Here is a 12,919-nt window from a genome sequence, read left to right on the forward strand (position 1 = left end):
GGGAGGTTTCCCCGCGGGATCACTAACTATGAATATCGCGACCCTGACAAACCCTGCCTTTCACCCGAAGAGGTGGCGGAGATCGCAGCATCAATGTCCATGGATCAATTCGGATCTTTCTGGCCTGACTGCTCTGACTGGATGCACCTTACGTACGATCAGAAAGCGCTCTGCGAGAAGATCGGCTGCTCGAAGGCGGACTGGCCGAGCGGGCCATACGGATCTCCTGAGCATGAGCTGGCGCTGCAGTGCGTAAGCGGCTTCAACTGCCCGTCCGGCCCGGGGGGCATGTTCGGGCTGACGGAGGGGCAAAGAAAGGCTTGCGAGGAGTACGAGGCCTGGGTGAATAAAAACAAGAAGACGATTGAGTTGCAGGGCGCGCCGCGCTACCTCTGCAAGTGGACGCATGATCCTACTTGGCGCAAGGAAGGCGTGGAGGTGCCGAAGAATATACATAAGACGAAATACGGCGTGCATCCTTCCGAGAATTGGGAGTGGGATCCGCCGAGGAGATACGGGACATGGTCGCCCGAGCAGTCTTATTCGACGGACGGGGATACGATAACTTTCATCACGGACAACGAGTTCGATGGGCCGCTGCCGGTGAACAGGTCCGCATACGCCCCTGACGGCGACTATCGATGGGGAAAGCCGTCGATAGAGCGCGTGACCTTCATCGTGACCGACTCCTGCCCAGTCGCTCCGCTGGCGGACGGCGATACCATCGTTGTCAAGCGCATCGGCACTGCGTCCCTGGATGTCGCTCTCGATCATCCCGACGCTCCGATCACCGATTTCAAAGTCGGGTTCACATACGAAGGTATGAATCTTGAATGCGATAAGGATGATGTGGATGGGGAATGCCCTGCTGAGGATTATCAGATGCAATTATTGTTCATGGACTCGGCGGCCATGGCGATGAAAGAAGGCGGACACGATGCTTATTCGAGTTGGCTCGAAAATGTCGGCGTCTGGGCGCGATTCTTTCTTTTGGACCTGGAATGGGCCGGTGATAATGAAACGGATGTTGTAATATCCGACAGGGCCGACGAGAGCAATGTGACAGTGCCGAACAACAAGGATGTAGCGGGTATCGATCTGCGTCTTTTTACAGGGTGGGATTGGAGATTGGAGCAAAAATTGGGGGACGGCGTGGTCGGCTGGCATGAGTATACGAAATACGGCGATATGGACATAAGGCATATCTACATAACCAACCGCTATTGGCAGGCGCAATATGATGACGCCAGGGCAGGAGACATCTTCAATAAGGATGTGGGGGACGCTGAGCGCATGCTCTCCGACTTGGAGGGATGGGAGGATATGAACAATAAGGCGGCACCCTTCGGTTTCTACAAACGCGACGTCATACCCGGCAAATTCATGCACTGAGGTCTATATGAACATCAATGTGCTGATCTCAAAGGCGCCCTCCTGGGCGCCTTTTTTTCGGATGTTTGCAGACTGTTGCAAAGCCCGGCGGGGCATGACAGTATGCGCCCCATGTCGAAGAAGCCGGTGAAGAAGGTCAATGCTAAGGTTAAGATCAAGGCCAAGGCCCGGCCCAAATCCAAGGTGAAACCTGCAAAAGTCTCCGTTGATTTCGAGGGAATGCCGGTGAAGCAGATCGCGGCTCTGATAAGCGACCACCTTGCGCAGGCTGGCTACGACCCCGTGCTGACCGGCCGAGGGTGCGCGGCCGCCTACATAGGGGCCAAGCTCAGGGCCGACGCCCTCGATTTCGTGCTCACCGAGCACGAGGTGCCTGAACTCGCGGACGCGATGAAGGCCATCGGTTTCTCGCGCACCGGGATCTATACGTTCGAGAGCCGAAAGTGCCCTGTGGACGTGATCTTCTCGCCCCCGCCGCTCGCCGTCGGAGACGACCTCGTGAAAGAAATCGCCACGATGAAGATAAAGGGATGCAAGGTGAGGCTCCTCAACCCCACCGACTGCGTGCGCCAACGGCTCGCCATGTACTATCGCTGGGGCGACAGAGAGGCGTTCGAGGACGCCGTGGAGATGGCGCAGAGCTACGAGATCGACATGGAGCTGGTGAAGAAGTGGTCCGATTGGGAGTGGTGCGGCGATGGATATGGGGAGTTTGTGCGGGAACTGACGGAGAGAAAAAAACAATGAACGACACCAAGCAAAAGGAGATAATCATGGAAAAAGTGCTCAAGTACATAAAGGAAAACGAGAAGAACCACCTGGACCAGATGTTCGACTGCGTGCGCATGGAAACGATCTCGGCGCTGCCGGAGAAGGAGCCGGAGATCCGCAAGTGCGGCGAGTGGCTCGTGAAGAAACTCAAGTCCATAGGCTTCGACAACGCCTCTCTCAAGGAGACCGGCGGGTTTCCGGCGGTCTACGGCGAGTGGCTCAAGGCAGGCAAGGACAAACCCACGATCATGGTCTACGGACACTACGACGTGCAGCCGGTCGACCCGATCGACAAGTGGAAGACCCCTCCGTTCGAGCCCACGATCAAGGGCGACTACGTCTACGGAAGGGGCACCTGCGACGACAAGACGCAGTTGCTCACCCACGTCTTCGCGATCGAATCGATCATGAAGACCGAGGGTAAGCTCCCGGTGAACATCAAGTTCTTCCTCGAGAGCGAGGAGGAGGGCGGCAGCGGCAGCACGCCCAAGTTCGTGGAGGAGCACAAGGACCTGCTGGCCTGCGACGCGGTCTCCCTCTCCGATACTTCGTGGCCTTCACCGGAACTGCCTACCATCATCTACGCATTGCGAGGCATTGCCTACTTCCAGGTGAAGGTGTGCGGCCCGAACCGCGACCTGCACTCCGGCGTCTACGGCGGCAAGGTCCAGAACCCGCTTACGGCCATGGCGCGCATAATCGCGAAGCTGCACGATGACGACGGCCGTATCGCGATCCCGGGCATATACGACGACGTGCTGCCGCTCACCGATGCGGAGCGCAAGGAGTTCGCAAAGGTGAGCGAACCCGACGCTGCCTTGATGAAGGACCTGGGCGTGAATGCGCTCTGGGGTGAGAAAGGCTACACCGCTACCGAGCGCAACTGGGCGAGGCCGGCGCTGGACGTCAACGGCATCTGGGGCGGCTACATGGCCGAGGGCTCCAAAACCGTCATTGCCTCGGAGGGGGGCTTCAAGATCAGCATGAGGCTCGTGGCCAACCAGAAGATCGAGCGCGTGCGCAAATTGCTTTCGGACTACATCAACAAGATCTGCCCGCCGGGAGCGACCGCAGAGGTCACCTTCATGCACGGCGGCGAACCGGTAATGGTCCCCATCGACAATCCGTTCATCGGCTGCGCCAAGGAAGCGGTCGAAAAGGCCTTCGGCAAGAGGCCGGTGCTGGTGCGCGAGGGCGCGTCCGTGCCTATCACCGCGACCTTCCTCTCCGCGCTCAAGGCGCCTTCGATCTTCATGGGCTTCGGCCTCGTGGACGACGACATCCACTCGCCCAACGAGAAATTCAAACTGAGCCACTTCTACAAGGGCATAGTGGCCTGCGCGCATTTCTACGAGAGCGCCGCTTCCGTGAAGGTCAAGTGAGGCGATGACCCAGGGGGACGTCAATCGAGAATATTACGCGAGCAAGTCGCCGGGCCGCACCGACTATTGGCGGCTGATGGCTGCGCCGCGATTCCGCATGAGGACCTTCCTCGGTCTGCTCGCGGACGTCAGGCCGGAGAGCATCGTGGAGCTCGGCTGCGGCAGCGGTCTTTTGCTCGAAGAGATCAAAAAGACCTTTCCTGCCGCCCGCCTCTGCGGCATGGATTTCTCCGAGAGCCTGATCGAGTCCGACAGGGTTGCCGACCCCTCCATCGACTGGAGGGTGGCGGACCTCGATGATGAGCGCGAATTTCCCCACGGCGTGGCCGCATCCTTCGATGCGGTGATCGCCTCGGAGATCATCGAGCATCTGGATCATCCTCAAGCGCTGCTCCACAACGCATTGCAGCTGGCCAAGCCGGGCGGCGGGGTGCTCATGCTATCGACCCAGAGCGGGAAGGTATATGAGACCGAGAGGTCGGTGGGCCACAAGCGGCACTTTTCCGCGGCCGAGATGCGGGATGCGCTCGCCTCTTCCGGCTGGGAACCGATCCGCGTCTGGAACGCCGGTTTCCCTTTTCACGATATGGCCAAGTTTTTCGCGAACATCTCGCCTGAGCGCACGATGCGCGCATATAGCGAAAGGCCTTACGCTGCTTCGCAGCGGCTGGTCTGCGCGATACTCAGGGCGGCGTACATGTTAAATTCGAAAACCAGGGGCGCACAGCTCTTCGCGATCGCCCGGAGGGCATAGGCGGGAAGGCATGATAAAAGGGACGGAGAAACAATTCGGCTACGAGTGGGAATTCTACAATGAGATTATCCCTCTGCACGAGCGCCAGTTCGAACAGTGGATACAGCCCGTGCCGCTATCCTTCTTTCGCGGCAAGCGATTCCTCGATGCGGGCTGCGGCATCGGCCGCAACAGCCTCTGGCCGCTCAAGGCCGGCGCCGCCTCGGGCTACGCGTTCGACTACGATCCGCGGACCGTGGGCGTTGCGAAGGAAAATCTCAAAGAGTATCCCAACTGCGGCGTGGGCTTCGAGTCTATCTACGATATCGCCTATGAGAGCGAATTCGACGCGGCATTCTGCATCGGGGTGATCCATCATCTGGCGCAGCCCAGGGAGGCGGTGGAGAGGCTCGTTCGCGCGCTCAAGCCCGGCGGCACCCTCATCATCTGGGTCTATGCGCGCGAGGGAAACGAGCGCTATCTCGCGTTCGAGGAGCCGCTCAGGAAATATTTCACGTCGAGGGTGCATCCATGCATCACCAGGTACATCTCCATCATCCTCACGGCCTTGCTCAAGACATACCTGGCTTTGCCCAGCCCCAATCCATATCTTCGCGAGCTCAAGGAGCGTTCCTTCAGGCACGTGGAGGCCATGGTCTTCGATCAGCTCATCCCCCGCATCTCGCGCTACTTCACGCAGGATGAGGTGAGGGCGCTCATAGAGGGACTGCCGATCAGGATCCGGCACCTCACGCACACCAATGCGATGTCCTGGACGCTCGTCGCGGAGAAGTTGTAAAAAATAGAGATAGACCCCCTTTTTCTTGCTATCGGTCTTCAAAATAGCTAATTTGACCCATCTTTTCTGCTGTTTTCAGTCTTTTTTTATGCGAGGATGGCGGAACTGGCAGACGCGCCAGACTTAGGATCTGGTGGAGAAATCCATGGGGGTTCAAATCCCCCTCCTCGCACATTAACACACCTGATTGCAGGGGGTTCCGATGAAAGAGAAGACGGATAAGACGGACAAACCGGAAATGGTCGAGGTCATCGACTCCATCCGCCGCTCGCTCGCCATCCATGTCTCCGCTGCGGCGGTGGACAAGGCGTTTGGCGAGGCGCTGGAGAAGGTGGGGCAAGAGGCCAAACTCCCCGGCTTTCGCAAGGGCAAGGTGCCGGAAAGCGTGGTGATGCAGAAGTTCGGCCACGAGGTCGAGGCCGAGGCCCTGCAGATCGCGATCCGTTCGAGCTATCCGGACGCCCTGAAGGAATCCGGCGTAATACCGCTCTCCGATCCTCGCGTCGAGGGCGCGGGCAAGTTTGAGAAGGGCAAGCCGTTCGAGTACAAGGCCGTCGTCGAGATATATCCTGACGTGAAGGTGAAAAAATACGACGGTCTCTCCCTCACGACTGAGAAGATCGAGGTGACGGACGAGGACGTGGAGGCCGAGCTCAGGGGCCTCCAGCGACAGATGACGCAGCTCGAGCCCAACCCCTCCGGCGCGATCGGCGAGGGCATGGTCGCCATGATCGATTTCAAGGGCACTGCCGGCGGAAAGGTTTTCGAGGGGAGCCAGGCCGAGAATTACGTGGTGGATTTCGGCGCAGGCCACCTGCTCGAGCAGTTCGAATCCCAGATCGTGGGCATGAAGGCGGGCGAGGAACGAAACATCTCGTTCCACTATCCGACCGATTTCTTCAGGCGCGAGATCGCGGGCAAGAAGGGCGAGTTCAACGTGAAGGTGAAGGAGGTCCGCCGCAAGGTCGTGCCGAAGCTGGACGACGATTTCGCCAAGGAGCTTGGCGACCACAAGACCCTGGGGGACGTGCGGGTCGAGATAAAGAGGCGCATCGCGGAGTATCGCGAGGGCATGGCGCAGGCCGCGCTTCGCGAGCAGGCGATCCGCGCGATCATCTCGGAGCACAAGGACCTCGCGGTCCCCACCGCGCTCATCGACGCCGAGCTGGGCAACATGCTCGAGCAGCTCAAACGCAACGCGCAGTCGCGCGGCCAGAAGTTCGACGCCTCCAAAATCGATTCGCGCGAGTTCGTGAAGCACAACATCAAGGAGGCCACGGACAGGGCTCGCGGCTACATGCTCACGAGGGCCATATCTGAGGCAGAGAAACTCAGCGTATCTGAGGAGGAGATGGAGGAGAGGATCAAGCGCATGGCCTCTGATTCGCGCAACCAGTTGGCGAAGGTTAAGGAATATCTAAATAAGAACAATATGATAGAGAGTCTTCGCTCCCAAATCCTCTTCGAGAAAACCCTTGATTTAGTGGTGAGCAAGGCTAAGATCAAAACGGAAAAGCCAAAAAAAGAGAAAAAATAACGATTTTTGACGAATTTTTCAGAAAAATGAGGGGATATGATCAAAAATGAACTGATCCCAATGGTTATTGAACAGAGCCAACGGGGGGAACGCGCCTATGACATATACTCCCGGCTCCTCAAGGATCGTATAATATTCCTCGGGTCGCCTATAAACGATGAGATAGCCAATGTGATCATCGCCCAGCTGCTCTTCCTGGAATCAGAGGACCCTGACAAGGACATACACCTCTACGTGAACTCGCCGGGCGGGAGCGTCACCGCGGGTCTCGCGATCTACGACACCATACAATATGTGCGCCCCGAGATCTCCACGCTCTGCATGGGCCAGGCCGCCAGCATGGGCGCGCTCCTTCTGGCTGCCGGCGCCAAGGGAAAACGGTTCGCGCTTCCCAACTCCAGGATCATGATCCACCAGCCCATGGGCGGCTTTCAGGGGCAGGCCTCGGACATCGCGATCCACGCCAGGGAGATCCTGCGCGTGCGCGAGGACGTGAACAAGATACTGGCCAAGCACACGGGCCGGGATATCAAGAAGGTGGAGACGGACACGGACCGCGACTACTTCATGACGTGCCAGGAGGCGAAGGACTACGGGCTGATCGACGAGATTGTGACCTACAGGCCGGCTAAGGTAGAGGCCGTCGAGGTGAAAAAATGATCAAACCGCCAATCGAAGATCCGGTGAACCTCTGTTGCTCGTTCTGCGGCAAGAGCCAGCGCGAGGTGAGGAAGCTCATCGCGGGCCCGACCGTCTACATCTGTGACGAGTGCATCGAGCTGTGCAACGACATCATCGCCGAGGAGAACGTGCGCACGCGCACCGGCGAGCGCATCGGCGTGCCTAAGCCCTCTGAGATCAAGGACGTGCTCGACGGCTACGTGATCGGTCAGGACCACGCGAAGAAGGTGCTCTCGGTCGCGGTCCACAACCATTACAAGCGGATCGAATCGCGCGTGCGCAAACAGTCCGATGACGTCGAGATAGAGAAATCCAACATTCTGCTCATCGGCCCCACCGGCACGGGAAAGACGCTGCTGGCGCAGACGCTGGCCAGGCTCCTCAAGGTTCCGTTCGCCATAGCGGATGCGACGACCTTGACCGAGGCGGGTTATGTCGGCGAGGACGTCGAGAACATCATCCTCTACCTCCTGCAGTCCGCGGACTTCGATCGCGCGCGCGCGGAACGAGGCATCGTCTACATCGACGAGATAGACAAGATCAGCCGCAAGTCCGAGAACCCCTCGATCACGCGCGACGTCTCGGGCGAGGGGGTGCAGCAGGCGCTGCTCAAGATCATGGAGGGGACTGTGGCCTCGGTCCCGCCCAAGGGGGGACGAAAGCATCCGCAGCAGGAGTTCATCCCGGTCGACACGAGCGACATACTCTTCATCTGCGGCGGCACCTTCGTGGGCCTCGAGGACATAGTCGAGCGCAGGATAGGCCAGAAGAAGATGGGTTTCGGAGCCGAGATCAAGGGCAAGACCGACAAGCGGATCGGCGAGCTCCTGAAGGACGTGCAGGTCGAGGACCTGATCAAGTACGGAATGATACCCGAATTCCTGGGCAGGGTGCCGGTGCTCGCCACGCTCGACGAGTTGGACGAGGGGGCGCTGGTCAGGGTGCTCACCGAGCCCAAGAACGCGCTGTCGAAGCAATACCAGAGGCTCTTCGAGATGGAGAAGGTGAAGCTCGAGTTCAATAAGAGCGCGCTTGAGGCGATCGCCAAGGAGGCGGTGCGCCGGAAGTCGGGCGCCAGGGGCCTGCGCGCGATACTCGAATCGGTGATGCTGGAGATCATGTACGACGTCCCGTCCAAGGAAAACATACGCGAGGTTCACATCGACGCGGACGTGATACTCAAGAAGAAACCCCCGCTCGTGGTCTATGACAGCGAGAAGAAGGCGGAAGGAGCGTAAAAGATGAGCGACGAGATGCATCAGAACCACGAGATGGGCGAGCGCACGCTCGTCCCGCTGCTTCCCCTCAGGGACATAGTGGTGTTCCCGCACATGGTCGTGCCGCTGTTCGTGGGCAGGGAGAAGTCCATCGCGGCCCTCGAGGAGGCGATGAACAAGGAGAAGGACATCCTCCTCTCGGCGCAGATCAACCCCAAGACCAACGACCCGAAGCCCGAGGACATATTCAAGATCGGGACGCTGGCCTCCATAATACAGCTGCTCAGACTCCCCGACGGCACCGTGAAGGTCCTGGTGGAGGGCAAGAGGCGGGCGCGCATCGCCCAGTATGTGAGCAGCCCCAACTTCTTCATGGTCGAGGCCGAGCCTCTGGGCGAGGGCGAGGACGTGGGCGTGGAGGTGGAGGCGCTGATGCGCGGCGTCAAATCTACGTTCGAGCAATACGTGAAGCTCAACAAGCGCATTCCCCCTGAGATGCTGGCGTCGGTTTCCACCATCGACGATGCATCTAGGCTCGCGGACACCATAGTCGCCCACCTCACGCTCAAGCTCCCGGACAAGCAGAGCATACTCGAGATCGTCTCCGCCGGAGAGAGGCTCGAGAAGCTCATGAGCCTGATGCAGTCCGAGATCGAGATACTGCAGGTCGAGCGCCGCATACGCTCGCGCGTCAAGAAGCAGATGGAGAAGACGCAGCGCGAGTACTACCTCAACGAGCAGATGCAGGCGATACAGAAGGAGCTGGGGGAGCGCGACGACTTCAAGAACGAGATACAGGAGCTGGAGGAGAAGGCGAAGAAGAAGAAGTTCTCCGCCGAGGCCGCCGATCGCGTACAGAAGGAGATAAAGAAACTCAAGATGATGAGCCCGATGTCCGCCGAGGCCACGGTCGTGCGCAACTACATCGACTGGGCGCTGGCGCTCCCGTGGAACGAAAACACCAAGGACAAGCTCGACATCAAGGAGGCGGAGGTCATCCTCAACGAGGATCACTACGGGCTGGAGCAGCCGAAGGAGCGCATACTCGAGTATCTGGCGGTCCGCTCGCTGGTGGACAAGATGAAGGGTCCGATACTCTGCTTCGTGGGCCCCCCGGGAGTCGGCAAGACCTCGCTCGGCCGCTCGATCGCCCGCTCCATGGGCCGCAAGTTCATACGCGTGAGCCTGGGCGGAGTGCGCGACGAGGCCGAGATCCGCGGGCACCGCAGGACCTACATAGGCGCGCTCCCCGGAAAGGTGCTGCAGAGCATGAAGAAGGCCGGCTCCTCCAATCCGGTCTTCCTGCTCGACGAGATCGACAAGATGAGCATGGACTTCCGCGGCGATCCCTCCGCGGCCCTGCTCGAGGTGCTGGACCCGGAGCAGAACAGCTCCTTCAACGACCACTACATGGACCTGGACTTCGATCTCTCCAACGTCATGTTCATCACCACGGCGAACACCCTTCCTGCGATCCCGGCGCCGCTGCAGGACCGCATGGAGATAATACGCCTCCCCGGATACACCGAGCTCGAGAAACTCAAGATCGCGCAGCTGTACCTCATCAAGAAACAGCGCGAGGCCAACGGCCTCACCGAGAAGAACATCAACTTCACCGAGGCCGCGATCAAGCTCGTCATCCGTCGCTACACCAGGGAAGCCGGCGTGAGAAACTTAGAGCGCGAGATCGCCTCCATATGCCGCAAGGTGGCGCGCGACGTGGTCAAGTCCGGCAACCGCGACAAGAAGATCAACATCACCCAAAAAAGTGCAGCAGTTCCTGGGCGTGCCGAAGTTTCACTTCGGCCTGGCCGAGGAGATGGACCAGGTTGGGATCGCGACCGGGCTGGCCTGGACCGAGGTCGGCGGCGAGCTGCTCACGACAGAGGTCTCGGTCATGCCTGGCAGGGGAAAGCTCATCGTCACCGGCAAGCTCGGCGACGTGATGCAGGAGTCTGCGCAGGCCGCCATGAGCTACGTGCGATCGCGGGCCGAGGATCTTGGGCTGGGCCGCGACTTCTACAGCAAGCTCGACATACACGTCCATCTCCCCGAGGGCGCGATACCGAAGGATGGGCCGTCCGCCGGCATCACCATGGCTACGGCGATCTCGTCGGCGCTGCTCAAGATCCCCTCGCGCAAGGACGTGGCCATGACCGGCGAGATAACCCTGCGCGGCAGGGTGCTGCCGATCGGCGGCCTGAAGGAGAAGCTGCTCGCCGCCCACAGGGGCAAGATAAAGACGATCATCATCCCGAAGGAGAACGAGAAGGACTTGAAGGAGATACCGGCCAAGATCCTGAAAGAGATCGACGTCGTCACGGTGGAGCACATGGACGAGGTCCTCAAATTCGCCCTCAAGCTGGACGATCCGGAAAGCCTGTTCAAACGAGGAGGTTCTTCCAAGGGGATGCTCAAGATCAAGCAGAGATCCCATGCCCATCCCGAGGTTGAGATCGAGGAGGAGGCTGAGGCCGAGATCGGGATCAAGACCCACTGAAGTCAGCCCGCATATGGACAAGAGACTAATCGTCAATGCCGACGACTTCGGCATGACCATCGACGTCAGCCGCGGCATCATCGCCTCGGCCAGCGCAGGCCTTGTGCGCTCCACAAGCGTCATGGCCAACACGCCTGATTTTGGAAGCTCGCTTTCCGAGCTCGAATCATCGGGCGTTCCTCTGGATGTGGGGCTGCACGCGAACCTCACGTGGGGTAGGCCGGTCTCGGATCCGACGGAGATTCCGTCGCTGGTCGATTCAAACGGTATTTTCCTGCCGAGGGCAAGGTTGCTCGCGAAATCGATGGTGAAGGCCCTTTCGCCGGAGGAGGCGTACCGCGAGATATGGGCCCAGTGCGCGAAGCTCGCCTCGCGCAGGAAGAGCATCAGCCACATCGACGGACATCACCACGTGCACGCCTTCCCGGGCGTCGCCGCCGCGGCGGAGAGGGTGGCGCGTGAATTCAGGATTCCGTATGTGCGCGCGCCGAGGGAGGGATCATGGTCTCCCTGGAGGCGCAACGCGGTGCGAAGGCTGGCCGTCTTCATGCTCGCCGCCTCCTCTCCGCGGTACTGGAGCGCGAGGGGTTTCAGGACTTCGGATCACTTCGGCGGATTTTCTCTCGGCTCGTGCCCCGATCTCAAGCGGAGGTGGATCGATACGTTGAAGATGATCCCCGAGGGCCTCTGCGAGATCATGGTCCATCCGGGCTATTGCAGCTGCAAACTCGATTCCTACAGCGAAAGGCGCACGGAAGAGATACCGATCCTCACGGACCTCGATCTCATGCGCGAGATAACGGAGCAGGGAATCAAGCTGGAGTCCCCATCCTCGGTCCTGTGACTCGTCAATATATATCCCTTATCGCATAGACGCGTCGGTGGGTCGCGGCGTGATATGTGCGGCTGGAGACCTCGAGCGAGAGCCCCAGCGCGCCGAGCTGGATGCCCAGCACCATCGCCAACAGCGCGAACATCAGGTTCCCCAGGTGCTCCGTTATTATCAGGTCGTCGAAGTAATAGAGGATGCTGATGATCAGGGCCACCGTGAATCCGATCGTGAAGAGGACGAGGCCGATCAGCCCGAAGAAGTGCAGGGGTCTTGCGATGTAGCTGATCATGAACTTCACCGTGAGAAGGTCCATCAGCACCCTGAAGGTGCGCGACAGGCCGTAGTTGGACTTGCCCTTCTGCCTCTCGATGTTCTTGATCGGGACCTCGGCTATGGATACGCCCTTCCAGCTGACCAGCGCCGGGATGAAACGGTGGAGCTCCCCGTAGAGGTCCACGTCCTCGAGCACCTCGCGGCGGTAGGCCTTGAAGACGCTGCCGAAATCGTGCAGGCTCACCCCCGAGAGCCAGGCCATGAGTTTGTTCGCGATCAGCGAGGGCAATCTCCTCAGAAAGAAACTGTCCACCCTCTCTTTGCGCCAGGAGCTTGCCACGTCGTAGCCCTCGTCTATCTTCGCCAGCAGGAGCGGTATGTCCTCGGGGAAGTGCTGCAGGTCGCCGTCCATCGTGATCACGATTTCCCCGGACGAGCGTTCTATGCCGGCTGCGAGCCCCGCGGTCTGTCCGAAGCTGCGCCTCAACCTTATTATGGTGAGATTGGGGTCCGTCTTCTGCGCCTGGCGCGCGAGTTCGAAGGTCCGGTCCTTGCTGCCGTCGTCCACGAATATGATTTCGTAGCTGCGGCCCAGGCCGTCCATGACCTTCTTGAGGCGCGCGTGCAGCTCGGAGACGTTATCCTCCTCGTTGTAGAGGGGGATAACGATCGAGGTCTTGAGTTTTTTCTCCTCCATGTCAGTTTCTCCTCTTCCTCAAATAGATATCGGCCCCATCCATGCTCGACTCGAGCTCGTAATTCTGCCTTACGAAATCCGACAGCGCGGGATAGCCGCTGATCG

10 protein-coding genes, 1 tRNA gene and 1 pseudogene are annotated in these 12,919 nt (G+C 59.5%); 11 read left to right on the forward strand and 1 reads right to left on the reverse strand.

Going from position 1 to position 12,919, the window contains the following annotated elements; genetic code table 11:
* The 11 genes and pseudogenes from WC683_16525 to WC683_16575 form a co-directional block, all read left to right on the forward strand.
* A partial coding sequence (locus WC683_16525) for a hypothetical protein (GenBank protein MFA4974216.1) occupies positions 1–1,392 on the forward strand: 1,392 nt, incomplete at its 5' end.
* 111 nt (positions 1,393–1,503) lie between these two features.
* The gene (locus tag WC683_16530) at positions 1,504–2,139 is read left to right on the forward strand and encodes a hypothetical protein (protein ID MFA4974217.1); all 636 of its coding nucleotides are present in this window, start codon (positions 1,504–1,506) and stop codon (positions 2,137–2,139) included.
* Positions 2,136–3,545, forward strand: a complete 1,410-nt coding sequence (locus tag WC683_16535) for a dipeptidase (protein ID MFA4974218.1) — start codon at positions 2,136–2,138, stop codon at positions 3,543–3,545. The genes WC683_16530 and WC683_16535 overlap by 4 nt, the downstream gene beginning before the upstream one ends.
* A gap of 4 nt (positions 3,546–3,549) precedes the next feature.
* On the forward strand, positions 3,550–4,299 hold the full coding sequence (locus tag WC683_16540) for a class I SAM-dependent methyltransferase (protein ID MFA4974219.1): 750 nt from the start codon (positions 3,550–3,552) through the stop codon (positions 4,297–4,299).
* 10 nt (positions 4,300–4,309) lie between these two features.
* Positions 4,310–5,077, forward strand: coding sequence for a class I SAM-dependent methyltransferase (locus WC683_16545; GenBank protein ID MFA4974220.1), 768 nt, complete (start codon positions 4,310–4,312; stop codon positions 5,075–5,077).
* A 90-nt stretch (positions 5,078–5,167) separates the two neighbouring features.
* Positions 5,168–5,249: transfer RNA gene (locus WC683_16550), tRNA-Leu, on the forward strand.
* A 30-nt stretch (positions 5,250–5,279) separates the two neighbouring features.
* Positions 5,280–6,614 carry a trigger factor gene (gene tig / locus WC683_16555; protein MFA4974221.1) on the forward strand — a complete coding sequence of 445 codons (1,335 nt, stop codon included), beginning with the start codon at positions 5,280–5,282 and terminating at the stop codon, positions 6,612–6,614.
* Positions 6,615–6,650: 36 nt separating this feature from the next.
* Positions 6,651–7,274 carry an ATP-dependent Clp endopeptidase proteolytic subunit ClpP gene (gene clpP, locus WC683_16560; GenBank protein ID MFA4974222.1) on the forward strand — a complete coding sequence of 208 codons (624 nt, stop codon included), beginning with the start codon at positions 6,651–6,653 and terminating at the stop codon, positions 7,272–7,274.
* On the forward strand, positions 7,271–8,533 hold the full coding sequence (clpX, locus tag WC683_16565; GenBank protein MFA4974223.1) for an ATP-dependent Clp protease ATP-binding subunit ClpX: 1,263 nt from the start codon (positions 7,271–7,273) through the stop codon (positions 8,531–8,533). Before clpP ends, clpX begins: the two co-directional genes overlap by 4 nt.
* 3 nt (positions 8,534–8,536) lie before the next feature.
* Positions 8,537–11,012: pseudogene (gene lon / locus WC683_16570) on the forward strand (endopeptidase La).
* A 13-nt stretch (positions 11,013–11,025) separates the two neighbouring features.
* Positions 11,026–11,856, forward strand: coding sequence for a ChbG/HpnK family deacetylase (locus WC683_16575; protein ID MFA4974224.1), 831 nt, complete (start codon positions 11,026–11,028; stop codon positions 11,854–11,856).
* A 4-nt stretch (positions 11,857–11,860) separates the two neighbouring features.
* On the opposite strand, the gene WC683_16580 is transcribed toward WC683_16575, so the two are convergent.
* The gene (locus WC683_16580) at positions 11,861–12,814 is read right to left on the reverse strand and encodes a glycosyltransferase family 2 protein (GenBank protein ID MFA4974225.1); all 954 of its coding nucleotides are present in this window, start codon (positions 12,812–12,814) and stop codon (positions 11,861–11,863) included.
* Between the last annotated feature and the right edge of the window lie 105 nt (positions 12,815–12,919).

The sequence above is a fragment of the bacterium genome, from assembly GCA_041648665.1.
Taxonomy (GTDB): Bacteria; UBA10199; UBA10199; order 2-02-FULL-44-16; family JAAZCA01; genus JAFGMW01.